The sequence below is a fragment of the Streptomyces sp. NPDC029044 genome, assembly GCF_040637495.1.
In the GTDB taxonomy this organism is placed as follows: Bacteria; Actinomycetota; Actinomycetes; order Streptomycetales; family Streptomycetaceae; genus Streptomyces.
The window spans coordinates 236,348-261,787 of the sequence record NZ_JBEZWN010000005.1 but is presented as its reverse complement, the minus strand read 5'-3'; the positions used below and the strand labels follow the sequence as shown (position 1 = coordinate 261,787).

At 71.4% G+C, this 25,440-nt stretch carries 25 protein-coding genes; 11 read left to right on the top strand and 14 right to left on the bottom strand.

Annotated elements, in window-relative coordinates:
• Positions 1-27: 27 nt before the first annotated feature.
• The gene (locus AB0E85_RS07480; RefSeq protein WP_361923623.1) at positions 28-732 is read left to right on the top strand and encodes a uridine kinase; all 705 of its coding nucleotides are present in this window, start codon (positions 28-30) and stop codon (positions 730-732) included.
• A 208-nt stretch (positions 733-940) separates the two neighbouring features.
• Here AB0E85_RS07480 and AB0E85_RS07475 read toward each other — a convergent pair whose 3' ends face one another.
• Positions 941-1,735: a SigE family RNA polymerase sigma factor gene (locus AB0E85_RS07475; protein WP_361923620.1), complete on the bottom strand. Its 795-nt coding sequence runs from the start codon at positions 1,733-1,735 to the stop codon at positions 941-943.
• A gap of 238 nt (positions 1,736-1,973) precedes the next feature.
• On the opposite strand from AB0E85_RS07475, the gene afsQ1 reads away from it, so the two are divergent.
• From afsQ1 to AB0E85_RS07450, 5 genes are all read left to right on the top strand, one after another.
• Positions 1,974-2,651 (top strand): two-component system response regulator AfsQ1, encoded by a 678-nt coding sequence (gene afsQ1 / locus AB0E85_RS07470; RefSeq protein ID WP_053675520.1) that lies wholly within the window; start codon positions 1,974-1,976, stop codon positions 2,649-2,651.
• Positions 2,648-4,261 (top strand): HAMP domain-containing sensor histidine kinase, encoded by a 1,614-nt coding sequence (locus AB0E85_RS07465; RefSeq protein WP_361923616.1) that lies wholly within the window; start codon positions 2,648-2,650, stop codon positions 4,259-4,261. Before afsQ1 ends, AB0E85_RS07465 begins: the two co-directional genes overlap by 4 nt.
• A complete protein-coding gene (locus AB0E85_RS07460) occupies positions 4,258-4,875 on the top strand; it encodes a hypothetical protein (protein ID WP_361923613.1) in 618 nt (205 codons plus the stop codon). Before AB0E85_RS07465 ends, AB0E85_RS07460 begins: the two co-directional genes overlap by 4 nt.
• An 85-nt stretch (positions 4,876-4,960) precedes the next feature.
• Positions 4,961-5,545, top strand: coding sequence for a VanZ family protein (locus AB0E85_RS07455; protein ID WP_361923610.1), 585 nt, complete (start codon positions 4,961-4,963; stop codon positions 5,543-5,545).
• A 65-nt stretch (positions 5,546-5,610) separates the two neighbouring features.
• A complete protein-coding gene (locus AB0E85_RS07450; protein ID WP_189591693.1) occupies positions 5,611-5,823 on the top strand; it encodes a PspC domain-containing protein in 213 nt (70 codons plus the stop codon).
• A 79-nt stretch (positions 5,824-5,902) separates the two neighbouring features.
• On the opposite strand, the gene AB0E85_RS07445 is transcribed toward AB0E85_RS07450, so the two are convergent.
• Together AB0E85_RS07445 and AB0E85_RS07440 are read right to left on the bottom strand one after the other, a co-directional pair.
• Positions 5,903-6,256, bottom strand: coding sequence for an ATP-binding protein (locus AB0E85_RS07445; protein WP_361923606.1), 354 nt, complete (start codon positions 6,254-6,256; stop codon positions 5,903-5,905).
• 141 nt (positions 6,257-6,397) lie between these two features.
• On the bottom strand, positions 6,398-7,555 hold the full coding sequence (locus AB0E85_RS07440; RefSeq protein WP_361923604.1) for an adenosine deaminase: 1,158 nt from the start codon (positions 7,553-7,555) through the stop codon (positions 6,398-6,400).
• A gap of 123 nt (positions 7,556-7,678) precedes the next feature.
• Here AB0E85_RS07440 and AB0E85_RS07435 point away from each other — a divergent pair, with 123 nt between their 5' ends.
• Positions 7,679-8,437, top strand: a complete 759-nt coding sequence (locus AB0E85_RS07435) for an alpha/beta hydrolase (RefSeq protein ID WP_361923601.1) — start codon at positions 7,679-7,681, stop codon at positions 8,435-8,437.
• 96 nt (positions 8,438-8,533) lie between these two features.
• Here AB0E85_RS07435 and AB0E85_RS07430 read toward each other — a convergent pair whose 3' ends face one another.
• Entirely contained in the window at positions 8,534-9,496 is a 963-nt protein-coding gene (locus AB0E85_RS07430; RefSeq protein WP_361923598.1) for a LysR family transcriptional regulator, read from the bottom strand.
• A 62-nt stretch (positions 9,497-9,558) separates the two neighbouring features.
• On the opposite strand from AB0E85_RS07430, the gene AB0E85_RS07425 reads away from it, so the two are divergent.
• From AB0E85_RS07425 to AB0E85_RS07415, 3 genes are all read left to right on the top strand, one after another.
• The gene (locus AB0E85_RS07425) at positions 9,559-10,833 is read left to right on the top strand and encodes an MFS transporter (RefSeq protein ID WP_361923595.1); all 1,275 of its coding nucleotides are present in this window, start codon (positions 9,559-9,561) and stop codon (positions 10,831-10,833) included.
• 96 nt (positions 10,834-10,929) lie between these two features.
• Positions 10,930-12,078: a DNA polymerase III subunit beta gene (gene dnaN / locus AB0E85_RS07420; RefSeq protein WP_361923592.1), complete on the top strand. Its 1,149-nt coding sequence runs from the start codon at positions 10,930-10,932 to the stop codon at positions 12,076-12,078.
• A 151-nt stretch (positions 12,079-12,229) separates the two neighbouring features.
• Positions 12,230-13,246, top strand: a complete 1,017-nt coding sequence (locus tag AB0E85_RS07415) for a sigma-70 family RNA polymerase sigma factor (RefSeq protein WP_361923590.1) — start codon at positions 12,230-12,232, stop codon at positions 13,244-13,246.
• Here AB0E85_RS07415 and AB0E85_RS07410 read toward each other — a convergent pair.
• Positions 13,130-13,474, bottom strand: a complete 345-nt coding sequence (locus tag AB0E85_RS07410; protein WP_329503609.1) for an STAS domain-containing protein — start codon at positions 13,472-13,474, stop codon at positions 13,130-13,132. The genes AB0E85_RS07415 and AB0E85_RS07410 overlap by 117 nt on opposite strands.
• 178 nt (positions 13,475-13,652) lie before the next feature.
• Here AB0E85_RS07410 and AB0E85_RS07405 point away from each other — a divergent pair, with 178 nt between their 5' ends.
• Complete coding sequence (locus AB0E85_RS07405; protein WP_361923586.1) at positions 13,653-14,573, top strand: AEC family transporter; 921 nt, start codon at positions 13,653-13,655, stop codon at positions 14,571-14,573.
• Between the two features lies 1 nt (position 14,574).
• On the opposite strand, the gene AB0E85_RS07400 is transcribed toward AB0E85_RS07405, so the two are convergent.
• The 9 genes from AB0E85_RS07400 to AB0E85_RS07360 form a co-directional block, all read right to left on the bottom strand.
• Positions 14,575-15,159 (bottom strand): Uma2 family endonuclease, encoded by a 585-nt coding sequence (locus AB0E85_RS07400; protein WP_361923583.1) that lies wholly within the window; start codon positions 15,157-15,159, stop codon positions 14,575-14,577.
• Between the two features lie 96 nt (positions 15,160-15,255).
• Entirely contained in the window at positions 15,256-16,533 is a 1,278-nt protein-coding gene (locus tag AB0E85_RS07395; protein WP_361923712.1) for a thymidine phosphorylase, read from the bottom strand.
• 91 nt (positions 16,534-16,624) lie between these two features.
• Positions 16,625-17,029: a cytidine deaminase gene (locus AB0E85_RS07390; RefSeq protein WP_361923580.1), complete on the bottom strand. Its 405-nt coding sequence runs from the start codon at positions 17,027-17,029 to the stop codon at positions 16,625-16,627.
• Positions 17,026-18,291, bottom strand: coding sequence for an ABC transporter permease (locus AB0E85_RS07385; RefSeq protein WP_361923577.1), 1,266 nt, complete (start codon positions 18,289-18,291; stop codon positions 17,026-17,028). Before AB0E85_RS07385 ends, AB0E85_RS07390 begins: the two co-directional genes overlap by 4 nt.
• Positions 18,288-19,406: an ABC transporter permease gene (locus tag AB0E85_RS07380; RefSeq protein ID WP_361923574.1), complete on the bottom strand. Its 1,119-nt coding sequence runs from the start codon at positions 19,404-19,406 to the stop codon at positions 18,288-18,290. Before AB0E85_RS07380 ends, AB0E85_RS07385 begins: the two co-directional genes overlap by 4 nt.
• Positions 19,406-20,977 (bottom strand): ABC transporter ATP-binding protein, encoded by a 1,572-nt coding sequence (locus AB0E85_RS07375; RefSeq protein ID WP_361923571.1) that lies wholly within the window; start codon positions 20,975-20,977, stop codon positions 19,406-19,408. Before AB0E85_RS07375 ends, AB0E85_RS07380 begins: the two co-directional genes overlap by 1 nt.
• A 210-nt stretch (positions 20,978-21,187) precedes the next feature.
• The gene (locus AB0E85_RS07370) at positions 21,188-22,237 is read right to left on the bottom strand and encodes a BMP family ABC transporter substrate-binding protein (protein ID WP_361923568.1); all 1,050 of its coding nucleotides are present in this window, start codon (positions 22,235-22,237) and stop codon (positions 21,188-21,190) included.
• Between the two features lie 295 nt (positions 22,238-22,532).
• Positions 22,533-23,576, bottom strand: coding sequence for a BMP family ABC transporter substrate-binding protein (locus tag AB0E85_RS07365; protein WP_361923565.1), 1,044 nt, complete (start codon positions 23,574-23,576; stop codon positions 22,533-22,535).
• A gap of 543 nt (positions 23,577-24,119) precedes the next feature.
• Complete coding sequence (locus AB0E85_RS07360; protein ID WP_361923711.1) at positions 24,120-25,352, bottom strand: M20 family metallopeptidase; 1,233 nt, start codon at positions 25,350-25,352, stop codon at positions 24,120-24,122.
• Between the last annotated feature and the right edge of the window lie 88 nt (positions 25,353-25,440).

The window sequence follows — 25,440 nt, the reverse complement described above, 5'->3', positions numbered from 1 at the left end:
CGGATCGGGACCGAGGGTAGTTGAGGTGTGACGCGCGCATCAAAGCCGACCCGCGGGGTCGTACGGCCCCCGGTGGATGCCTCACACTGGTGTCCCGTGAGTTCTCCATCGCCCATATCGACGCGAGTCGTGCTGCTCTGCGGCCCTTCCGGCTCCGGCAAGTCCCTCCTCGCGGCCCGCTCCGGCCTCCCGGTGCTGCGGCTCGACGACTTCTACAAGGAGGGCGACGACCCGACCCTGCCGCTCGTGGCGGAGAGCTCCGACATCGACTGGGACCATCCGGACTCTTGGGACGCGGACACGGCCGTCGCCGCGATCACCCGGCTGTGCCGCACAGGTCGTACGGACGTTCCCGTCTACGACATCTCTCTCAGCGCCCGCACCGGCGACGAGACGGTCGACATCGGACGGACCCCGCTGTTCATCGCGGAGGGCATCTTCGCCGCGGAGATCGTCACACGCTGCCGTGAACTCGGCGTCCTGGCCGACGCGCTGTGCCTGAGCCGCGGCCCGGTGAAGACCTTCCGCCGCCGCTTCCTGCGGGATCTGAGGGAGGGTCGCAAGTCGGTGCCGTTCCTGCTGCGCCGCGGCTGGCGCCTGATGCGGGAGGAGCGCACGATCGTCGCCCGCCAGACGGCACTGGGTGCGTACGCCTGCGACCGCGACGAGGCGATGGGCCGGCTGGCCGCGGCGGCGGCCGGCCGGTGCGCGGGCCTGCGTACAGCGGCCTAGCCGACGGCGGCCCAGCCGAGGGCGGCGGTTCCGGCTCCAGGGTGCCGGAGCACAAAGGAAAGCGGGACTGGACGGACCCCCCGGCCCTCCAGTCCCGCTCCTGTGCTCCCCCGTTGTCCTCCCCCGAGTCCCCACTCTCCCGCGAAGACGCCCCCCAGCGTCCGTACGGTTCCCCCGTGGGCCCCCTTGTGGTGCTCCCCCCCGACCTTCAGGCGACGAGCTCGCCGAAGGCGTCCTCCTCGTCACGGCCGAAGCTGAGGACCTCGTCCTCGCGCAGCCGGCGGAGCGACCGCCAGATGCTGGACTTCACCGTGCCGACACTGATGTCGAGGATCTCCGCGATCTCCGGGTCCGTGCGGCCCTCGTAGTAGCGCAGGACCAGCATGGTGCGCTGGAGTTCGGGCAGCCGGGCCAGCGCCTGCCACAGGACGGCGCGCAGCTCGGTGCCGCGCATCGCGTCCGTGTCGCCGGGCGTCTCCGGCAGTTCCTCGGTCGGGTACTCGTTGAGCTTGCGGCGCCGCCAGGCGCTGATGTGCAGGTTCGTCATGGTGCGGCGCAGGTACCCGCCGACCGCGGCCTTGTCGCTGATCCGGTCCCACGCCCGGTAGGTCGAGAACAGCGCGCTCTGCAGCAGGTCCTCGGCCTCGAAGCGGTCACCGGTGAGGTGGTAGGCGGTTGCGTACAGGGAGGCACGGCGCTCCTGGACGTAGGCGGTGAACTCCGCCTCCGTCAGCGAACGACGCTCCCCCGAGCCCTCCCCGTACGCGGCTCCCCCGTGCGCCGCCCCCGTCCCCTTGCTCTCCCCCGTGGGTGCGTCAACCACCGTCATGAACGCGGTGTGCTGACGCCCGGCGCCGCGAGCGCACCCCCGCCCTCCCCCAAGCTCTCGACTACGCTCGAGCAGGGAGGTACCCCCATCGGCACCGGACTTCTCGGAAACCCTGTGCACGTCGTGCAGACGCGTGACAACTGCGCTGGTGCTGATGCCGTGCAGCGTGTTCATCTCGCGCCCCCCGTCGTGGACTTCCGGTGTGCGGCCCGCCTGTTGGGGCGGGCTTCCTTGCCTGTGCCGAAAAGCTTGCCGCCGCACTTTCATGGCCGTGTCCGCCGACTGTCACAGACCTGTCACAGGGGTCGGCCACAGTCCGCCCACAGGTCGTACACACGCGTCGGCGGTACCGGCCGCACCGAGTGGGCCCCACCGGTCGAACCCCGACCCCTCCATGGGCCAGAATGAGCGCGTGCCTTCCCTGTTGCTGATCGAGGACGACGACGCCATCCGGACGGCCCTGGAGCTCTCACTGACGCGCCAGGGTCACCGCGTGGCGACCGCTGCCAGCGGTGAGGACGGTCTGAAGCTGCTCCGCGAGCAGCGGCCGGATCTGATCGTGCTGGACGTGATGCTGCCCGGCATCGACGGGTTCGAGGTGTGCCGGCGCATCCGGCGCACGGACCAGTTGCCGATCATCCTGCTGACCGCGCGCAGCGACGACATCGACGTGGTGGTCGGGCTGGAGTCCGGCGCCGACGACTATGTCGTCAAACCCGTGCAGGGCCGGGTGCTGGACGCCCGGATCCGGGCCGTGCTGCGACGCGGCGAGCGGGAGTCGAACGACGCGGCGAGCTTCGGCAGCCTCGTCATCGACCGCTCGGCGATGACCGTGACGAAGAACGGCGAGGACCTCCAGCTGACGCCGACCGAGCTGCGGCTGCTGCTGGAGCTGAGCCGGCGGCCGGGCCAGGCGCTGTCCCGGCAGCAGCTGCTGCGGCTGGTGTGGGAACACGACTACCTGGGCGACTCGCGGCTCGTGGACGCGTGTGTCCAGCGGCTGCGCGCCAAGGTCGAGGACGTGCCGTCGTCCCCGACGCTGATCCGTACCGTGCGGGGTGTCGGCTACCGGCTGGACGCGCCTCAGTGACCCAGGCGCACCAAGGGGGGGCCCGCGGCTGGACCGGGGCGCGCAAGGGAGTTCTGTCGCGGCTGCGCTTCACCAGCCTGCGGCTGCGGCTGGTCGTCGTCTTCGGCCTGGTGGCCCTGACGGCCGCCGTGTCCGCGTCCGCGATCGCGTACTGGCTCAACCGCGAGGCCGTGCTCACCCGCACCCAGGACGCCGTGCTGCGCGACTTCGAGCAGGAGATGCAGAACCGGGCGGCCGCGCTGCCCGAGCGGCCCACGCAGGACGAGCTCCAGCACACCGCGGGCCAGATGGCGGGCAGCGACCAGCGCTTCAGTGTGCTGCTGGTGGGCCGCGACACCGCGGGCCGGACCGTCTACGGCAGCTCCGGCGGCCTGAGCGGCTTCTCGCTGCGCGACGTGCCGGCCTCGCTGCGCACGGCGGTGAACAAGGCGCAGAAGGTCGACGGCGGCAACAAGCAGCCGTACCACCTGTACTGGCAGCGGATAGTCGACCACGACACGCCGTACCTGGTGGCCGGTACGCGCGTGATCGGCGGCGGTCCGACCGGTTACATGCTCAAGTCGCTGGAGCCGGAGGCCAAGGACCTCAACTCGCTGGCCTGGTCGCTGGGCATCGCCACGGGCCTCGCGCTGATCGGCTCGGCGCTGCTCGCGCAGGCCGCTGCGACGACGGTGCTGAAGCCGGTGCAGCGGCTCGGGGCGGCCGCGCGGCGGCTCGGCGAGGGCAAGCTGGACACCCGGCTGCGGGTGTCGGGGACCGACGAACTCGCTGATCTGTCCCGGACGTTCAACAACGCGGCCGAGGCGCTGGAGAAGCGGGTCGCCGACATGGCCGCCCGGGACGAGGCGTCCCGGCGGTTCGTGGCCGACATGAGCCATGAGCTGCGCACGCCGCTCACCGCCATCACCGCCGTCACGGAGGTGCTGGAGGAGGAGCTGGAGGCGGAGACCGGGAGCATGGACCCGATGATCGAGCCCGCCGTCCGGCTGGTGGTCAGCGAGACGCGGCGGCTGAACGACCTGGTCGAGAACCTGATGGAGGTCACCCGCTTCGACGCGGGCACCGCCCGGCTGGTCCTGGACGACGTCGACCTCGCCGACCAGATCACCGCCTGCATCGACGCCCGCGCCTGGCTGGACGCGGTCGAGCTGGACGCCGAGCGCGGTCTGCACGCCCGGCTGGATCCGCGCCGGCTGGACGTCATCCTGGCCAACCTGATCGGCAACGCGCTCAAGCACGGCGGCTCCCCGGTGCGGGTGTCGGTGCGGGAGGCGGACGACTCGATCGTCATCGAGGTGCAGGACCACGGGCCCGGCATCCCGGAGGACGTCCTGCCGCACGTCTTCGACCGCTTCTACAAGGCCAGCGCCTCCCGGCCGCGTTCGGAGGGCAGCGGCCTGGGTCTGTCCATCGCGCTGGAGAACGCCCACATCCACGGCGGCGAGATCACCGCGGCCAACTCGCCCGACTCCGGCGCGGTGTTCACCCTGCGGCTCCCGCGCGGCACGTCCCCCGCAGACGCGGAGGAGCAGCCCGCCGAGGGCGGTCTGGAGCCCGGGAGCGACACCGACCGGCCCCCGGGCGAGGACGCGAAGGGGGACGCACGATGACCGCCCGTCTCACGGCCGTGCCCCGGCTGCTGGCCGCCCCGGCGCTCGCCGTGCTGCTGGCCGGCTGCGGGATCCGGGCCACGGAGGTGCCGACGAACTTCGGGGCCGCGCCCTCGCGGGTGCAGTGCTCGCTCTCCGAGCCGGACGTCTCGACGCAGGCGGCCCGGGGGCTGCCGGTGCAGGTGTTCCTGCTGTGCGGGTCCGCGCTGGTGACCGTCGACCGGACCGTGCGGGTCCCGGACGGCGCGGCCGACTCCGAGCGGCGCATGCTCGTCGCGCAGGGCCTGCTGGACCAGCTCGCCACACCACCGTCGGCCGCCGAGAAGGAAGCCGGCTACAGCACGGACGTCCGCGACGGCATCACCGTCGGCGGGCCGCGCCCCGGCGACCCGGAGGACACCCTGCGGCTGAGCACGGCACCGGCCGGACTCACCTCGTACGCCCTCGCGCAGATCGTCTGCACCTTCTCCGACTCGGCGGCGGCCGAGGGGGACGGTTCGGTGGTCCTGGGCGGACCCGGTGCCGAGGCACCGCGCCGCTTCGAGTGCACGGACGAGGTGCGGGCCCGGCCCGGCAGCACGGAACCGCCGTCGAAGGCGGTGGCCCGGGAGTGACGCCGGCGGGTTGTGGCGCATGCCTCACACACCTGTCGGGGCCGGTCCCGGAACCGATCCTGCCGGAGGTCGCGTCTAGGGGGGCGTGCAGCGTCAAGGCTCCATCGGCGGCAGCGCCGCGTTCCGCATCCGTGTGACAGGAGGTGTCCTCCTCGTCGCCCACCTCGCGTTCGTCGCCTGGTTCACGCTGCGGCCGCTGGACGTGCCCTGGGTGATGCCGGCCAATCTGCGGCCGTTCGCCGGGATCAGAGCCGACCTCGCTCTGGGCTGGCCGGAGGCGGCCCGCCACATCGGTGAGAAGCTGGCGCTGCTCGCCCCGCTGGGTGTGCTGCTGCCGGTGGTGAGCGGCAGGCTGGCCGTCTCGCCGCTGGCGTCCCTGCTGCGCACCGTCGCGGCCGGGGCCCTGCTGTCGTGGGGCATCGAACTGGTGCAGACCGGTGTGCCCGGTCAGGTCGTCGACGTCGACTCGCTGTTCCTGAACACCGCGGGCGTGGCCCTCGCGCATCTCGCGCTGGTCCCGGCGGGTCGTTCCTGGCTGCGCCGCCGTACCGCCGCCGGCGCGCTGCGTGCGCCCCTCCCCCCGGAGGAGCCGGCTCAGGGTCGGACCCCGACGATTCCCAGGGTCGGGATCGCCCCGTGGAGCGACGCTTTGCCCCCTTCGTCTCCGTAGCGTGGAGTGCAGATGGGGTACTCGGACGAGAAGCCCCACGCACACCGACGTTGAAGGAGTCGCACATGTCCCGCCTCGCCCGCCCCACCCACGGCCGCATGATCGGCGGAGTGTGCGCCGCGCTGGCACGGCGCTTCGGCACCTCCGCGACGACGATGCGCGTGATCTTCCTCGTCTCGTGCCTGCTGCCCGGCCCGCAGTTCCTGCTGTACATCGCGCTGTGGATCGTGCTGCCCTCGGAGGACAAGGTGCACGGCAAGACCCGGACGGCCTGGTAACCCCCCTGTGAGAACGCCGATGGGGCGCACCCCGTGCGGGTGCGCCCCATCGGCGTGTGTGTCCGCCTCGGCGGGTGGGTCAGCCGACCGGCACGCCGTTCACCGGCAGGCCGTGCGTGGGCAGCCCCTGCACCGGGAGTCCGCCCAGCAGGCCGGCGGCCGGGCCCGTCGGGCCCTTGGCGAGCAGCTGCTCGGCGACCGGCTGCGCGGCGGCCAGACCGGCACCGGCCGCCGTCTGCCCCTGACCCAGCGCCTCACCCGAGCCCGGCAGCGTCTGGGAGAGCTGCTCCGCCGGGAGCGCCGTGGTGACGGTCTCCAGCGTCTGGGCGGTGTCCGGGAGGGCCGGGGCGGCGTTGGCGGCGCCCGCACCGGCGGCGGCGAAGGCGGCACCGAGAGCGGCGACACCGAGGGACTTGGCAGCAGACTGCTTCATGAAATGCGTCCTCGTAACGGGATGACGGGGTGGGTGAGCGGTCCAGCGACCGTAAACACCCGGCGCCACCCGCCGCAAACATCGAAATGCGGACGGATTGTGAACGCCGGCCGCATCCGCAGTGCGCCGAATACGCCCGGATCAGCCCTCGAAATCGGCAGAACCGCTGGTGGAAGCCGTCTGACGGAACAGCCATTCGGATTTCAGCTCGGCATACCCGGGCTTGATGACGTCATTGATCATGGCCAGTCGTTCATCGAAAGGAATGAACGCTGATTTCATCGCATTGACGGAGAACCATTGCATGTCGTCGAGCGTGTATCCGAATGCCTCGACGAGGTGCTCGAATTCCCGGCTCATGCTGGTGTGGGACATCAGACGGTTGTCCGTGTTGACCGTGGCGCGGAAGTGCAGTTTGCGCAGCAGTCCGATGGGGTGCTCGGCGTACGAGGCGGCCGCCCCGGTCTGGAGGTTGGAACTCGGGCACAGCTCCAGCGGGATGCGCTTGTCGCGGACGTAGGAGGCGAGCCGGCCGAGTTCGACGCGGCCGTCCTCGTGGACCTGGATGTCGTCGATGATCCGCACGCCGTGCCCCAGCCGGTCGGCGCCGCACCACTGGAGGGCCTGCCAGATGGAGGGCAGCCCGAAGGCCTCCCCGGCGTGGATGGTGAAGTGGTTGTTCTCGCGCTTCAGGTACTCGAAGGCGTCGAGGTGGCGGGTGGGCGGGTAGCCGGCCTCGGCACCGGCGATGTCGAAGCCGACGACGCCCAGATCGCGGTAACGGTTGGCGAGTTCGGCGATCTCCAGGGCGCGGGCCGCGTGCCGCATGGCGGTGAGCAGCGCGCCGACGCGGATGCGCTGTCCGTTCTCGCGGGCGCGCCGTTCCCCCTCCCGGAAGCCTTCGTTGACCGCCTCGACGACCTCTTCGAGGCGGAGGCCGCCCTCCAGGTGCTGCTCGGGGGCGTAGCGCACCTCGGCGTAGACGACGCCGTCGGCGGCCAGGTCCTCGGCGCACTCGGCGGCGACCCGGACCAGGGCGTCCCGGGTCTGCATGACGCCGACGGTGTGGGAGAACGTCTCCAGGTACCGCTCCAGGGAACCGGAGTCGGCGGCCTCGCGGAACCAGACGCCGAGCTTCTCGGGGTCGGTGTCGGGGAGCTGGGTGTAGGCGCTCTCGCGGGCGAGTTCGACGATGGTGCCGGGGCGCAGACCGCCGTCGAGGTGGTCGTGCAGCAGAACCTTGGGCGCCCGGCGGATCTGGTCCGTTGTCGGGGTGTTCGCGGTGGTCTGGCTCGTCATTTCCGCACTCTAACTCCTACGCGCGTAGAGGGCGCGGCCCCGGCAGCTTTACTTTTTCGTCGATACGTAACGGTGACCCCGAGGACGGGTCGTGTACACCCGCGCTTCTGACACTGTTCTGTCATGGCACACCAAGCGACGCCGGTTCGCAGGGCCCGGCTGGGCAGGGCACTCGGTCCGCAGCCGACGGCGGTGAGCGGCGCGGTGCTGCTGCTCCCCGGCGGTGACGAGGTCTCCGCCCGCAGACCGTCGCCCATGCTGGCGACCGCCTCCATGCGCGCCGTCGGGCGACGGCTGGCCCGCGCGGGACGGGACGAAGGTCTCGCCGCGCACGTGGTGCACTACCGCTACCGCGGGTGGAACGGCAGCGAGGCCCGTCTCGCGCAGGACGCCACCTGGGCGGCCGACGAGGTCGTCCGGCGCTACGGGGACGTCCCGGTCTGCCTCGTGGGTCTCGGGATGGGTGGCCGGGCCGGGCTGCGGGCGGGCGGCCACGACGCCGTCAACTCCGTGCTGGCGCTGGCCCCCTGGCTGCCGGAGGAGGACGTCGCGGCACCACCCGAACCGGTGAAGCAGTTGGTCGGACGCCAGGTGCTGATCGTGCACGGCACGAACGACGGGCGGACGGATCCCGAGCTGTCGTTCCGGCTGGCGGCGCGGGCGAAGAAGGCGAACCGGGACGTGTGCCGGTTCGAAGTGCACGCGGACGGGCACGGGTTGCATCAGTACCGGGACGAAGTGCTGGCGCTGGCCGAGGACTTCGTGATGGGGGCGTTGTTCGGGCGGGTGGTGTCGCGGCCCGTGCGGGACGCGTTCGCGGCGCCGCCGCCGTTGGGGCTGCGGATGCCGCTCGCGGCGGGGTTCAGTCCTTCGAGGCGGTAGCGCCGTCCTCGCACTGGTGGCCTTCGGGCTGCGGGCGCGTCGTGGCTGGTCGCGCCCCCGCGGCGGAGCCGCAGATCGATACAGCCCCGCGCCCCTTCAGGTGGGCAACAGGCTGCCTCTTCTCGAGAGCAGGAACCTCTTGAAAGCCGCTACCGGAGGCGTGTCCGGGCGGCCCTCCAGCCAGGCGACTCCGATTTCACGGGCCGCCCTCGGGGCCGTGACCGTCAGTTCCACCACGCCCGGGCGCGGGACGGCCGGTGGCGGCAGGAGGGCGACTCCCAGGCCCGCCGCCACCAGACCCCTCAGCGTTTCGGCCTCCTCGCCCTCGAAGGCGATGCGGGGCTTGAAGCCGGCCTCCTTGCAGAGGTCGTCGGTGATGCGGCGCAGGCCGTAGCCGGGTTCCAGGGTCACGAAGGTTTCGTCGGACGCCTCGGCGAGGCGGATGCGGCGACGGCCGGCCAGGGAGTGGTCGGCGGGGACGACCAGGCGCAGCTTCTGCTCGTCCAGGCGGCGGGCCACCAGGTCGGGGGCGTCCGGCACCGGGGACGTCAGGCACAGGTCGAGCTCGCCGGCGCGCAGGCGTTCCAGCATGGCCTCGCCGTAGTTCTGGACGAGGCTGAAACGGACGCGCGGGTGGTCGGCGCGGAAGGCGTGCAGGAGGCCCGGGACGGTCTCGGCGCCCATGGTGTGCAGGAAGCCGAAGGCGACCTTGCCGGTGGTCGGGTCGGCGTCGGCGCGCACCTCCTCGGCGGCGCGTTCGACCTCGGCCAGGGCGCGTTCGACGGAGCTGAGGAAGGTGCGGCCGGCCGGGGTGAGGGAGACCGTGCGGCCGTGCCGGGCGAACAGGTCGACGCCCAGGTCCTGCTCCAGGCGCGCCATGGACCGGGACAGGGTCGACTGGGGGACGTTCATCTCCTGGGCGGCGCGGGTGACGTGCTCGGTGCGGGCGACGCCCGCGAAGTACGCGAGGCGCGGCGCCAGCAGCTTCGACATCTCTGCCATGTCTTCTGTGTCACTGCTTGGTGACAGGCGGGGCTGTGAGCTCTGTTGATGCACCATGGGAACGATTATGACCGTTCCATGCATTGGACGGATGAGTGAGTCGTCCGTAGGTTCGAGGCATGTCTCCCGCCAGTACCGGGGCGTCCACGATCGTGGGCGCCGATGCCTCTGTTCCCACCCCCGATTCACGTGTCTCCCCGGGCGGCCCCGGCTACCGCCGGATGAGCTTCGCCCTGTTCCTCGCGGGTGTCGCGACCTTCGCGCTGCTGTACTCCACCCAGGCGCTGCTTCCGCTGATCTCCGGCGAGTTCGGGGTGGCGGCGAGCGACGCGAGCTGGACGGTGGCCGCCGCGACGGGCGGGCTGGCGCTGTTCGTGCTGCCGATGAGCGCCCTGTCGGAGCGCTTCGGACGCCGGGCGGTCATGACCGCGTCGCTCGCGGTGGCCGTCACGCTCGGGCTGCTGGTGCCGTTCGCCCCCTCCCTCGGTGTGCTGATCGCGCTGCGGGCGCTCCAGGGCGCCGCCCTCGCCGGGCTGCCCGCGTCGGCGACGGCGTATCTCGCGGAGGAGGTCAGCCCGAAGGCGCTGATCACGGCGATCGGACTGTTCGTCGCGGGCAACAGCGTCGGCGGGATGAGCGGCCGGGTCATCACCGGCTGGGTCGCTCAGGAGTGGGGCTGGCGGATCGCCGTCGGTGTCATCGGTGTGATCGCTGTGGCGTGCGCGGTGGCCTTCCGGCTGCTGCTCCCCGCCCCGAAGCACTTCAGGGCCGGTTCGCTGCGGCCGCGCGTCCTGGCCCGCACGGTCCGCGCCCACCTGTCCGACCCGCTGCTGTGCCGGCTGTACGCGATCGGCGCGCTGTTCATGACGGTGTTCGGCGGTGTGTACACGGTCATCGGCTACCGGCTGACCGAGGCCCCGTTCTCGCTGCCGCAGGGCGTCATCGGCTCGATCTTCCTGGTGTACCTGGTCGGCACGGTGTCGGCGTCGACGGCGGGCCGCCTGGTCGGGCGGCTCGGCCGGCGGGGCGCGCTGTACGCGGCGGGCGGCACGACCACGACGGGCCTGCTGCTGTCCCTCGCGGACTCGCTCCCGCTGGTCCTGGCGGGGCTGGTCCTCATCACGGCGGGCTTCTTCGCGGGCCACGCGGTCGCCTCCTCCGCGGTCAGCAAGACGGCCACGCACGGCCGCGCCCAGGCCTCGGCGCTGTACCAGTCCGCGTACTACATCGGTTCCAGCGCGGGCAGCACGGTCGGCGCGATCGCCTTCCACGCGGGCGGCTGGGCCGGGACGGTCGGGGTCGGCCTCCTGGCGGTGCTGGGCGTCGTCACGATCACGGTCTTCGGCACCCGGGCGGCCCGGCTCCAGCGCCGGGAACTGGCCACGGCCGCCTGAGACTTCGCGGCATCCCCCCTGGTCGGGGCCGGTTGTCAGTGGGTGCGGATAACGTCCGCGCCGGCTGATCACCGGTTCCGAGCAGGGGGATTTTTCATGGAGTTCCGCATCGACCGTACGGAGTTCGCCGATGCCGTGGGCCGGGCGGCCCGCGCGCTGCCCGGGCGCACGCCGGTGCCGGTGCTGGGCGGGCTGCTGCTGGAGGCGGACGCGGGGCGGCTGGCCGTGACGGGGTTCGACTTCGAGGCGGCGGTCCGGGTGGAGGCCGACGCGGACGTCACGGCGCCGGGGCGGGTGCTGGTCCCGGGGCGGCGGCTGCTGGACGTCTGCCGGGTGCTGCCGGACGGGCCGGTGGGCTGTGTGCTGGAGGGCTCGCGGTTCACGGTGGAGGGGGACGGTACGCGCTTCGGGCTGTCGACGCTGCCGCTCGCGGAGTACCCGTCCCCGCCCGGGCCGCCCGCGCCCTACGGCACCGTCGACGCCGCCGCCTTCGCGACCGCCGTCGCCCAGGTGGCGGTCGCCGCCGGACGCGACGACACGCTGCCCCTGCTGACGGGCGTACAACTGCGCCTCGACGGCGGGGAGATGACCCTGTCGGCCTCGGACCGCTACCGGTACGCGGTGCGACGGCTGGAGTGGAAGCCGGAGGCCGCCGCCGGTGACGGGGTCGTGGAGACGCTGCTGCCGGCGCGGCGGCTGCTGGACGTGGCGCGGTCGCTGGGGCGCGGCGGGGACGTGCGGATCGGGTGGGAGCCGGGCGGGGGCGGCGGTCTGGTCGGCTTCGAGGGCGGGCGGACGCGGACCGCGCTGCGGCTGCTGGACGGACGGCTGCCGGCGTACACGTCGCTGTTCGACATGGCGGGGGCCGCGGTCGCCGAGGTGGAGCGCGAGGACCTCGCGGAGGCGGTGCGGCGGGTCGCGGTGGTGGCGGAGGCGAACAGCCCGGTGCGGCTGGACTTCTCGGCCGGCGGATCCGTACGGCTGCGCGCCGGCTACGGCGACGACGTGGCGGCCCAGCGGCTGCCCGCCACGCTGAGCGGCGCCGACGAGATGCCGGTCGCGTTCAACCCGGCCTACCTGCTGGACGCCCTGACGTCCTTCGAGAGCCCGCGGGTACGGCTGGAACTGCTCGGGGCGGGACAGCGGGCGCTGCTGCACGCGGTGCCGGGCGACGGGGAGGAGGGTGCGGACGCGGCGGCCGGGGAGCACCGGCATCTGCTGATGTCGGTCAAGGAGCTCGCGTGAAGGCCCGCACATCTGTCACCGCCGGCCTGGATCACCGGCTTCCACCTGCGCCTTTGCGCGCTCGGGGGGCCGTTGTCAGTGGGCTGCGGTAGCTTCCCAAGTGCTGGAGCGCGAAGGCGCGTGAACAGAACGTCCACAGGGGTGGGTGGAGATGGCGAACGGCACGGCGGCACCGACGGACCTGGACAGCAGGCTGGAGGCACACCGGACCGAGCTGACGGGGTACTGCTACCGGATGCTCGGCTCCTCCTTCGAGGCGGAGGACGCGGTGCAGGACACGATGGTCCGCGCCTGGCGCAGCTACGACAAGTTCGAGGGCCGCTCCAGCCTGCGCTCCTGGCTCTACCGCATCGCGACCAACGTGTGCCTGGACATGCTGACCGCAGGCAACAAGCGAGCCCGGCCGATGGACCTCACCGAGTCCACCCCGCTCGCCCAGGCCGCCCTCTCCCCCCGACCGGACAACACCTGGCTGGAGCCCATGCCGGACGGCCGTGTGCTGCCCACCACCGGTGACCCGGCGGAGGCGGCGATCGCCAAGGAGTCCGTACGGCTCGCGTTCATGGCCGCCCTGCAACAGCTCCCGGCCAAGCAGCGGGCCGTGCTGATCCTGCGCGAGGTCCTGGCCTGGAAGGCCAGCGAGGTCGCCGAGCTGCTGGACACGTCGGTGGCGTCGGTGAACAGCGCCCTCCAGCGGGCCCGCGCCACCCTCGCCGAGCGGCAGGAGCCGGGCGCCGAGGCGGCCGTCTCCGACCCGCTGGACGAGGACCAGCAGAAGCTGCTGGACCGCTATGTGGCGGCCTTCGAGGGCTACGACATGACGGCGCTGACGGCGCTGCTGCACGAGGACGCGGTCATGACGATGCCGCCGTTCGACCTGTGGCTGACCGGCACGCGCGACATCACCGGCTTCATGACCACCCTCGGCGCGCCCTGCGCGGGCTCCCGGCTGGTGCCCGTCCAGGTCAACGGCCTGCCGGGGTTCGCCCAGTACAAGCCGGACCCCGAGAAGGGCGGCTTCACGCCGTGGGCGGTCCAGGTGCTGGAGATCTCAGACGGCCGGATCACCGGGTTCCACTGCTTCCTCGACACCCAGCGCTGGTTCCCGCTCTTCGACCTCCCCCTCCACCTCGAAGCGGAGACCGACCAGGTCGAGCAGGGCGCGTAGGGCCGGGTCGGGGTCGCGCAGCCGAATCCGCCCCCCGGCGCGGCGGGCGGCCAGCTGGAGCCTCGCCAGCAGGTCGACGGCGGCGAGGCCCGGCGGCCCCAGGCCCGCGACATCGCACACCACGACCCGGGCACCGCTGCCGTGCAGCAGTGCCCGGACATCGTCGCTGAGCCCTCTCACCTCGTCCCGGGTGACGGGGCCGGGCAGTACGAGCACGGGCGGTGTCATGGCGTCCACGATCGGTAGACCGGGCGGGCGGCGGTAACTCATCGCGGCGGTCCGTCGGGTCGGCGCCGTAAGGATCACATTGACCCGGGCAGCGCCTTCCCCGAAGGGTTGGCTGTATGCCCCACCGATCCGGTTCTGCCGCGCTGCCCCGTGCCCTCGTCGCCGGTGGGGAGGTGCCGTGCAGGGGGTGCTGAGCGGGTTCGCGGTGATCGCCGTCGTCATCGGCGTCGGCTATCTGATCGGCCGGCGGGGGTATCTGGGGGACGGCGGCCGTGAGGTCCTGACGAAGCTCGCCTTCCACGTGGCCTCGCCGGCGCTGCTCTTCACGACCCTCGCGCAGGCCGACCTGTCCGTGATCTTCTCCGACCGGCTGCTGGTCACGGCGATGAGCACGGCAGCGGCGGCGGGGATCTTCGTGGCGGTGGGGGCGGTGCGCGGCTGGGGCGTGGGCCGGACGACGATCGGCGCGCTGTGCTCCAGCTACGTCAACTCCGGGAACCTGGGCATCCCGATCGCCGTGTACGTGCTGGGTGACGCGTCCCTGGTGGCGCCGGTGCTGCTGTTCCAGCTGGTCGGTGTCACACCGGTGGCGCTGACGGTCCTGGACCTGGCGAGCGGCGGTCGGAAGCGGCCCCTGTGGCAGCGGCTGCTCACGCCGTTGCGCAATCCGATAGCGCTGGGTTCCCTGGCCGGGGTGGCGGTCTCGGCGTCGGGCCTCGCGGTGCCCGGCCCGCTGATGGACCCCCTGAACCTGATCGGCAACATGTCGGTGCCCGCGGTGTTGCTGGCCTTCGGCATCTCCCTGCGGGGCAGCACGCTTCCGCTGCGCGGCGCGGAACGGGCCCCGGTTCTCCTCGCCGTAGTCCTGAAGTCCGTGGTCCAGCCCCTGGTCGCCTGGGCCCTCGCGGCGGGCGTCTTCGGCCTGCACGGTGCCCTGCTGCTCGACGTGGTGGTGACGTCCGCGCTGCCGGCGGCGCAGAACCTCTTCACGTACGCGAGCAACTACCGGGTGGGCGAGGTGCTGGCGAGGGAGGCGATCCTGCTGTCGACGGTGCTGTCGGTGCCGGTTCTGGTGGTGGCGGCGGCGGTGCTGGGGTGACTCAGCCTTCCGGAAACTCGCCGGTGTCGATGACAAGGTCGAAGGGAGCCGGCAGCTTGATCGACTCGCCGAACTTCGCGGTGCCCAGGGGGCGGTAGACATCGCCCTTGGGCTCGCCGTAGAGCGTCACGGTGGGGCCGTCGGCAGCCCAGCGGTCCACGAGGAGGTAGAGCGGAATACCGGCAGTGGCGTAGGCGGCCGGCTTGCTGACCCGGTCGTGGCGAGCGTTGGACTTGGACGTGACCTCGACGACGAGTTCGGCGAGGGCGGCCGGGATGTGGGTGTCCGTGTCAGCGTCCTCCCGCACGGGGGCCACCACGAGATCTGGGATGAGCATGCCGAGACGTGACGGCACGGCGATCGCCAGTGTCTGGAAAATCTCCCAGTCCTCGGGGATCACGGAGTAGAGGCGACGCTGGATGCGGGCCGCGATCACATTGTGGCGGTAAGCGGGAGCAGGTGACACGGTGATGATCCCCTCGATGATCTCCACCTTGCTGCCCTCGGGCCAATCCATATCCTCCCAGAACCGGACGAGGTCGTCCCAGCTCTGCTCGGGGTCCTGGCTCACGGTGAGTGCGCTCATGGCGGGTCTCCCATCGGTGCGTCACCGATCCCAGCATGCCGAACGGGACCGGCGGCGGTCCACCGGTCCCGTTCACCCGAAAGGGAAACCCCCAGGTCAGGCGATGCGTTCCAGCACCACCGGCGACGCCGTGAAGTCGGTTCCCGGGGCCGCGATGTCGTAGGAGCCCTCGACCGCCTGGAGGGCGTACTCGAAGCGCTCCGGCGTGTCCGTGTGGAGGGTCAGGAGGGGCTGGCCCTCGGTGACCGTGTCGCCGGGCTTGGCGTGGAGTTCGACGCCCGCGCCCGCCTGCACCGGGTCCTCCTTGCGGGCCCGGCCCGCGCCGAGGCGCCAGGCGGCGACGCCGATGCCGTAGGCGTCGAGGCGGCTCAGGACGCCGGAGGACGGGGCCTTGATCACGTGCTGTTCGCGGGCCACCGGCAGCGTCGCGTCCGGGTCGCCGCCCTGGGCCGCGATCATGCGGCGCCACACGTCCATGGCCGAGCCGTCGGCCAGGGCCTTCGCCGGGTCGGCGTCCTTCACCCCGGCCGCGTCCAGCATCTCGCGGGCCAGGGCGATCGTCAGCTCGACCACGTCCGCGGGGCCGCCGCCCGCCAGGACCTCCACCGACTCGCGGACCTCCAGGGCGTTGCCGGCGGTCAGGCCGAGGGGCGTGGCCATGTCCGTGAGGAGCGCGACCGTCTTCACGCCGTGGTCGGTGCCCAGGCCGACCATCGTGGAGGCCAGTTCGCGGGCGTCCTCGATGGTCTTCATGAAGGCGCCGGTGCCGACCTTCACGTCCAGGACCAGCGAGCCCGTGCCCTCGGCGATCTTCTTGGACATGATCGAGGAGGCGATCAGCGGGATGGCCTCGACCGTGCCGGTGACGTCCCGGAGGGCGTACAGCTTCTTGTCGGCGGGGGCCAGGCCGTCGCCCGCGGCGCAGATCACCGCGCCGGTGGTGTCGAGGACGTTCAGCATCTCCTCGTTGGAGAGCAGCGCACGCCAGCCGGGGATGGCTTCGAGCTTGTCGAGCGTGCCGCCGGTGTGGCCGAGGCCGCGGCCGGACAGCTGCGGTACGGCGGCGCCGCAGGCGGCGACCAGGGGGGCCAGCGGCAGGGTGATCTTGTCGCCGACGCCGCCCGTGGAGTGCTTGTCGGCGGTCGGGCGGGACAGGGACGAGAAGTCCATGCGCTCGCCGGAGGCGATCATCGCGGCCGTCCAGCGGGCGATCTCGCGGCGGTTCATGCCGTTCAGCAGGATCGCCATGGCGAGGGCGGACATCTGCTCGTCGGCGACCTCCCCGCGGGTGTACGCGTCGATGACCCAGTCGATCTGCGCGTCGCTGAGTTCACCGCGGTCCCGCTTGGTGCGGATGACGGAGATGACGTCCATGGCCATGGATTGGCTTCCTTCCGAGGGTTCCAGAAGCCGCACGGCCCCTCTGAGCCGGTCGCGTGAGCAACTCAGAGGGGCCGCACGGGGGTTACTTGCTGAGGTGCTCCGGGCCGAAGGCCTGGGGCAGCATCGCGGACAGCGGCAGGATCCCCGCCGGGGTCTCCAGCAGGAGGTCCGGGCCGCCGAACTCGTGGAGCAGCTGACGGCAGCGGCCGCACGGGACGAGTGTGTCGCCGTTGCGGTCGACGCAGGTGAAGTGCGTCAGCCGGCCGCCGCCGCTGTTGTGCAGCTCCGACACCAGACCGCACTCGGCGCACAGGCCGAGTCCGTACGAGGCGTTCTCGACGTTGCAGCCGGAGATGATCCGCCCGTCGTCGACCAGGGCCGCGACGCCCACCGGGTAGCCGGAGTAGGGGGCGTACGCCCGGGACATGGCGTCCCGGGCCACCGCGCGCAGCTTCTCCCAGTCGACGGCGGGGCCGGCGTCGGTCACTTGCCCTGCCCCTTCCGGTACGGCATGCCGTTCGCCCTCGGCATCCGCAGCCGCTGCGCGGACAGGGCGAGGACCACCAGGGTGATGACGTACGGCGTGGCGGAGACGACCTGGTTCGGGACCTCGTCGGTGGTCGCGTACCAGGCGAACACCAGGGCGCCGGCGACCAGCGTGCACACGGCCGGGACGTACTTCTTGCGGACGATCAGCCAGACGGCGCCGATGATCAGCAGCAGCGCGCCGAGCAGCAGCAGGGCGTGGACGTTGGAGGAGCCGCCGCGCAGGTTGAGGCTGTCGGTGTAGCCGAACAGGCCCGCGCCGAGGGCGAGGCCGCCCGGCATCCAGTTGCCGAAGATCATCGCCGCGAGGCCGATGAAGCCGCGGCCGCTGACCTGGCCCTCCAGGTAGAAGGGGTTGGCCACGATGGACAGGAAGACACCGCCGAGGCCGGCCAGACCTCCGGAGATGACGACGGCGATGTACTTGTACTTGTAGACGTTGACGCCGAGGGACTCGGCGGCCACCGGGTTCTCGCCGCAGGAGCGCAGGCGCAGGCCGAACGCGGTGCGCCACAGGATCCACCAGGTGGCGGGGATCAGCGCGACGGCGATCAGCGTCAGCCAGGACACGTTGGTGACCAGGCCGCCGAGCAGGCCGGCGATGTCGGAGATCAGGAACCAGCCGTGGGCGTTGAGGTCCCGCAGGGCGTCGGACAGTCCGGGCACCGTGAAGTTCCCGAGGGATTCCACCGCCGGGGACTGCTTGGCGGAACCGCCGGTGTGGCCCTCGAAGGCGAGGGGCGCGAGGTAGCGGGTGGCGCCGAGGGCGAGGATGTTGATGGCCACACCGGAGACGATGTGGTTGACGTTGAAGGTGACGGTGACGAAGGCGTGCAGCAGACCGCCGATCGCACCGCCGGCGATGCCCACCAGGACACCGGTCCACGGGCCCCACTGGAAGCCGGCCCAGGCGCCGAACCAGGTGCCGAGGATCATCATGCCTTCGAGGCCGATGTTGACCACGCCCGCGCGCTCGGCCCACAGACCGCCGAGACCGGCGAGACCGATCGGCACGGCGAGCTGGAGCGCGGTGGACATCTGGCTGACGTTGGTGATGCCGTCGGCGCCCGTGATGATGCGGACGATCGAGGTGAGCGCCAGGCCTCCGGCGATGATGAGCAGCAGGACGGGCCACGACAGGCGGCGGCCGGTCGGCGCCGCGGGCTGCAGCGAGGGCTGGTTGACGTCGGTCGCGGTGGTCATCGGCCAGCCACCTCCTTCGTGTTCTGGGCGCCGAGGACGTGACCGGCGGCGAGTTCGGCACCGACGCGGCGCTGCTGGCGGCGCAGGCCCCATTCGCGGACGGCCTCGTAGGAGACGACGACCGAGAGGACGATCAGGCCCTGCATGATGACCGCGATCTCCTTGTCGTAGCCGTGGAAGTCGAGCTCGGGCGAGGCCTTGTCGAGCCAGGCCCACAGCAGGGCGGCGAAGGCGATGCCGACGGGGCTGTTGCGGCCCAGCAGGGCGATGCCGATGCCGAGGAAGCCGATGCCGGTGGGGAAGTTCAGGCTGTAGGTGTGGGTGTCGCCGAGCAGGATCGGCAGGCCGGCGAGGCCCGCGATGCCGCCGGAGATCAGCATGGCGCTGAGCACCATGCGCCTGGGGTCCACGCCACTGGCCGCGGCGGCGGTCTGCGAGGCGCCGGAGGCGCGCAGGTCGAAGCCGAAGCGGGTGCGGTTGAGGACGACCCAGTAGCCGATGCCGAGCAGCACGGCGAGCAGCACCAGGCCGTAGATCTCGCCGGCCGCGCCCATGGGGATGCCGGGGATCCAGCCGGACTCGTACATCTCGCCGGTCGTGTTGTTGTTGCCGACCTTCACGCCGAAGACGTTCGGCAGCCACAGGTAGGCGATCACGGAGGTGGCGATCGCGTTGAGCATGATCGTGGCGACGACCTCGCTGACGCCACGGGTGACCTTGAGGACACCGGCGATGCCGGACCAGAAGGCGCCGGTGAGCACGGCCGTCAGGAGCAGCAGCGGCACCTGGATCGCGGCGGGCATGTTCACATGGGCGCCGACGATGGCGGCCATCATGGCGCCGAGCTGGTACTGGCCGTCGACGCCGATGTTGAACAGGTTCATCCGGAAGCCGATGGCCACCGCGAGGGCCGCGATGTAGTACATCGAGGCCTGGTTGATGATCAGGACCTGGATGTCGGAGAAGCCGAGCTGCTCGAACATCAGGGCGAACGGCTCGAAGGGGCTCTTGCCCGACGCGAGCAGCACGATCGCGCTCAGGACGAAGGCCACGGCCAGCGCGATGACCGGTCCGGCCACCGCGAGGAGCACGCGCTCCTTGTCGAACTTCTTCATCAGCGGGCCTCGTCTTCCGGAGACTCGGGGGCGTCGGCCTTCGAGATCTCGGGGGTGTCGTCGTGCTCCAGGTGCCCGGTGGCGGCACCGGTCATGGCCGAGCCGAGCTCCTCGGGGGTGATGGTGGCCGGGTCGGCGTCCGCGACCAGCTTGCCGTTGTAGATCACGCGCAGCGTGTCGGACAGGCCGATCAGCTCGTCGAGGTCGGCGGAGATCAGCAGCACGGCCAGGCCCTCGCGGCGCGCCTCGCGGATGTGGTCCCAGATGGCGGCCTGGGCGCCGACGTCCACGCCCCGGGTGGGGTGGGCGGCGATGAGGAAGCGCGGCTTGTGGCTCATCTCGCGGCCGACGATCAGCTTCTGCTGGTTGCCGCCGGACAGGGAGGCGGCGGTGACGTCGATGCCGGGGGTGCGGACGTCGTAGTCCGTGACGATCCGCCGGGTGTCCTCCTGGGCCGCCTTCGGGTCCAGCCAGACGCCCTTGGCCAGCGGCTTCTCGGTGACGTGGCCCAGGATGCGGTTCTCCCAGAGGGGCGCTTCCAGGAGGAGGCCGTGGCGGTGCCGGTCCTCGGGGATGTAGCCGATGCCCTGCTCGCGGCGGCGGCGGGTGGGCCAGGCCGTGATCTCCTCGTCGGCGAGCCGGATGGTGCCGGTGTCGGCGGACCTCAGTCCGATGAGGGCGTCGACGAGCTCGGTCTGGCCGTTGCCCTCGACGCCGGCGATGCCGAGGACCTCGCCCGCGTGGATGGTGAAGCTGATGTCGTCGAGGAGGGCCTTGCCGCCGGGGGCCGCCAGGCGCAGCTTGTCGACGCTGATGACCGGGCGGTCGGTGACCGTGGACTCGGCCGTCTCGGGCGTGGGCAGCTCGCTGCCGACCATCATCTCGGCGAGCTGACGGGGCGTCGTCTCGGCGGGGACGGCCGTGCCGACGGTGGTGCCGCGGCGGATGACGGTGATCTCGTCGGCGACGGAGAGCACCTCGCCGAGCTTGTGCGAGATGAAGATGACCGACAGGCCCTCGGAGCGCAGTTCGCGCAGGTTGGCGAAGAGGGCGTCGACCTCCTGCGGCACGAGCACGGCGGTCGGCTCGTCGAGGATGAGGGTGGTGGCGCCGCGGTAGAGGACCTTGAGGATCTCCACGCGCTGGCGGGCGGCGACGCCGAGCTCCTCGACCAGGAGGTCGGGCTCGACGCCGAGGCCGTAGCGCTCGGAGAGCTCCTTGATCTTGCGGCGGGCCTTGGCGCCGATGCCGTAGAGGTTCTCGCTGCCGAGGACCACGTTCTCCAGGACCGTGAGGTTGTCGGCGAGCATGAAGTGCTGGTGGACCATGCCGATGCCGCGGACGATGGCGTCGGCCGGCGACGAGAAGCTGACCTGCTCGCCGCTCACGGCGATGGTGCCCTCGTCCGGCTTCTGCATGCCGTAGAGGATCTTCATCAGCGTCGACTTGCCGGCGCCGTTCTCGCCGACGAGGGCGTGCACGGTGCCCTTGCGGACGGTGAGGTGGATGTCGTGGTTGGCCACGACACCGGGGAAACGCTTGGTGATCCCGGCGAGTTCGACGGCGGTCACCGATTCGTTGACCGCCGCTCCGGCCGGAGGGCTGCTGGACGCGTTGATGGCGCACTCTCCTGGGGACGGGGGCCGTCTACGCGCGTAGCGCCCCTACGGCATACAAAGGGGCCGACGCCCCGCGGCAACGGGGTACGAGGAGCAGCTCCCCGTACCCCGTCGAGCGGACGTAACCCCGGGGGTTACCGCCTGCTTCGAGGCAGTCGCTCGTCAGCTGCTCTTGACCTTGATCTCGCCGCTGATGATCTTCTCCTTGGCCGTCTTGATGGCTGCCTGAAGCTCGGCGTCGTCCGCGAACTTCGGGTTGGAGTTCGACAGGCTCACTTCGCCGGTCTTCAGATCGCCACGAACGATACCGGTCTCGGGCTTGCCGTCCTCGACCGACTTCGCCAGGTTGTACACCGCCTTGGCGACGTCCTTCATCGCCGAGGTCAGGATGGAGTCCTTGTACTTGGCGAGGGCTTCCTGCTGGTACTGGTCGGAGTCGACACCGATGGCCCACACCTTGTTGGCGGCGGCGGCCTCGATGACACCCTGGCCGGACAGGCCGGCGGCCGCGTAGACGACGTCGGCCTTCTTCTCGATCTGGCCCTCGGCAGCCGTCTTGCCCTTGTCGGGGCTGGCGAAACCGCCCTCCTCGGCCGTCTGGGTGAGGTACTGGGAGAGCACCTTGACCTTCGGGTCGGTGTCCTTCACGCCCTGCGCGAAGCCCGCCTGGAACTTGTGGATCAGCGGGATGTCCACACCGCCGACGAAGCCAACGACCTTGCTCTTGCTGGTCTTGGCGGCGGCGACACCGGCCAGGTAGGAGGCCTGCTCCTCGTTGAAGACCAGGTCGGCCACGTTCTTGGTGTTGATCGTGGAGTCGTCGACGATGCCGAAGGTGGTGTCCGGGAACTTCTCGGCGGCACCCTTCACGGCCGAGGCGTACGCGTAGCCGACGCCGATGACCGGGTTGTAGCCCTGCTTGGCCAGCGACGCCAGGCGCTGCTCCTTGTCGGCGTCCGTCTCGCCCTCGGTGGGCTCCACGTCGGCCGTCTGGTACCCGAACTCCTTCTTCGCCTGCTCCAGGCCCGCGTACGCGGCGTCGTTGAAGGACTGGTCGCCCTTGCCGCCGACGTCGTAGGCGATGGCGAGACCCTTGTCGCCCTTCGAGTCCGACGACCCGGCGGAGGTCGAGGTGCCGCCGCAGGCGGAGAGCGCGAGGGCCAGGGAGGCGGTCGCTGCGCCTGCGACCGTGATCCGGGAAATCCGGCGCATGTGTGGGTGCTCCTGTCGTACAACGAGGTCGCACAGCGCCGGGACGGTTCAGCTTCAGCGCTGGCTTCGCCGCAGATTAACGCGCGTAGACCTGCCTGAAAACCCCTTCTGTCCACCTTGTTATGCGCCCGTGGCCAAGCCATCACCGCGCCTTGGCCGGGGCGTTGCCGACCGCAAACGGGGGGTGGCGCTGGGTGATCCGGTTGCTTGATCTGCTGCGTGAGAGGCCGGAAACGCGGAAGCGGGCGGACACCGTGGGGTGTCCGCCCGCTCTTGCCCTGTGAGGGGTCTGCTCCTACTCGGTCTTCACCTTGATGGTGCCGTCGTCGATGCCCTGCTTCGCCTTGTCCACGGCCTCCTTGAGGCCGGCGACCTTGGCGAACTCGGGGTTCGACTCGGACAGGCCCACGCCGTTGACCTTCAGGTCGAAGGTCTTCGTGCCGGTCAGCGGCTTGTCGTCCTGGACCGACTTGGACAGCGCGTAGACCGCTCCGCCGACGTCCTTGAGCGCGGACGTGAGGATGTAGTTCTTGTACGGGGCCAGAGCGGCCTGCTTGTACTGGTCGGAGTCGACGCCGATCGCCCAGACCTTCGCCTTGGCGGCGGCCTCGATCACGCCCTGTCCGGACAGGCCGGCGGCCGCGTAGAGCACGTCGGCCTTCTTCTCGATCTGGCCCTCTGCGGCGGCCTTGCCCTTGTCCGGGCTGGCGAAGCCGCCCTCCTCGGCCGTCTGGGTGAGGTACTGGGACAGGACCTGCACGCCGGGCTTGGTGTCCTCGACACCCTGCTTGTAGCCGGCCTCGAACTTGTGGATCAGCGGGATGTCCACGCCGCCCACGAAGCCGACGACGTCGGTCTTCGTGGCCTTGGCGGCCGCGACACCGGCGAGGTACGAGGCCTGCTCCTCGGCGAAGACGAGGGAGGCGACGTTCTTGCCCTCCACCACGGAGTCCACGATGCCGAAGGTGGTGTCCGGGTACTTGGAGGCGACGGCCTTCATCGCCGGGGCGTAGGCGAACCCGACGCCGATGACCGGGTTGTAGCCCTGCTTGGCCAGCGACGCCAGGCGCTGCTCCTTGTCGGCGTCCGTCTCGCCCTCGGTGGGCTCGATGTCGGCCGTCTTGTAGCCGAACTCGTCCTTGGCCTTCGTCAGGCCGGCGTAGGCGGCGTCGTTGAAGGACTGGTCGCCCTTGCCGCCGACGTCGTACGCGATCGCGACGCCGCGCTCGCTGCTGTCGCTGTCGCCGCTGTCGCTGCTGGTGCCGCCGCAGGCCGTGGCGACGAGCCCGAGCGACGCGACCCCCACCGCGACGCGGGTCAGTTTGGAAATCCGACGCATCTGAAGTTCCCCATTCTCCAAAGCCCCGCAGTGGGTGCTCGGTTCGGCGCACATTAACGCGCGTAGACACTCCTGGGAACGGTTCGCCGCGGGGCCGTTATCCATTCGTGCCGATGGCCGGTTACGCCCTTGTGAACCACGGGATCGAACGGGGTCGAAAGGTGTACTCGGGGACACGGCGCGTGTCTACCTCGCCACGCGCACCAGGCTGCCGTGAGGCTGCGCCGCTCGCAACCGGGGGGTGTTTCGGGGGTGCTGTCGGGGTGGCCCGGGTGGGGGGGCCGTTTGTTGTGTGCCGGGGCGTCGGGGCTGGTCGCGCCGTTCCCCGCGCCCCCCGGGACGGTCGGGTTCCTCTGTGCCCCGAGAGGGGCGGGGTCTGCCGTACGGGTACGGCTTTGAGGGCTTGGGCCGTTGGCCGTGTGCGGGGGCGTCGTGGCCGGCCGCGCAGTTCCCCGCGCCCCAAGAAGGTCGGAGTCCCGCGTGTCGGTACGAAGCTGGGAGCCCCCGCGTGGGCACGAAGGCCGGGGTCCCCCGGGTCGGGGGCTAGCGGAGGCCGTTGACCAGGGCTGCGGCTGTGAAGAGTTCCACTCCTACCGTGATGGCGGACTCGTCGACGTCGAAGTCGCCCTGGTGGAGGTCGCGCACGTGGCGTTCGCCGGGGGTGCGGACGCCCAGGCGGGCCATCGCGCCGGGGACGTGCTCCAGGTACCAGGAGAAGTCCTCGCCGCCGAGGCTCTGCTCGGTGCCCTCGACGGACTCGACGCCGCGCCGGGCGATCATGGCGTCGCGCAGCAGCTCGGTGACGCCGGGCTCGTTGACGACCGGCGGGACGCCGCGCACGTAGTTGATCTCCGACTTGGCGCGGTGGAGGTTGGCGACCTCGTCGATGGCCGCGACCACGACGTCGGGGGCCTGCCGCCACGCCTCGATGTCGAGGCAGCGCACCGTGCCGGAGAGCTCGGCGTGCTGCGGGATCACGTTCGGCGCGTGGCCCGACTCGACGCGGCCCCAGGTGATGGCGAGCCCGCTGCGGCTGTCGAAGCGCCGGCCGACCAGCGCGGGCACGTCGGTGACGACGCGGGCCGCGGCGGTGACCAGGTCGGTCGTGAGGTGGGGGCGGGCGGTGTGGCCGCCCGGGCCGTCGAGGCCGATCTCCAGCCGGTCACAGGCGGAGGTGATGGGGCCCGCACGGAGCCCGATCTTCCCGGCGTCCACGCGGGGGTCGCAGTGGACGGCGATGATCGCGCCGACGCCTTCCAGCGCCCCGCTCTTGATGGCGTCGGCGGCGCCGCCGGGCAGCACCTCCTCGGCGGGCTGGAAGATCAGCCGGACGGGGCGGGGCAGCGCGCCCCGCCGGTGCAGTTCGGCGAGGACCAGGCCCGCGCCCAGGACGACGGTGGTGTGCACGTCGTGGCCGCAGGCGTGCGCGCGGTCGGGCACGGTCGAGCGGTACGGGCACTCCGTCTTGGTGTCCGGGATGGGCAGGCCGTCGATGTCGGCCCGCAGGGCGAGCATGCTGGGGCCGCCGTCCCACTGCGCGCCCTCCACACCGATGTCACAGACGAGTCCGGTGCCCACGGCGAGGACGCGCGGCTTGAGGCCGGCCCGCTCCAGCCGCTCCTTGATCGCGGCGGTCGTGCGGAACTCCTGGTTGCCGAGCTCCGGGTGCATGTGCATGTCGCGCCGGAACGCGATGAGCTCGGCCCGCAGAGCGTCGGGCAGTGCACCGGGGAGCACGGCTCCGCCGGGAAGATCGACCTCGGACTCCAGTGACATCAGTGGCTTCACCCTTTGAAGGGTAGGGCGCCGAGGCGGTCGACCGACCCTGGATCAACAAAACTTCAACCCGAAAGGGGAAGAAAAT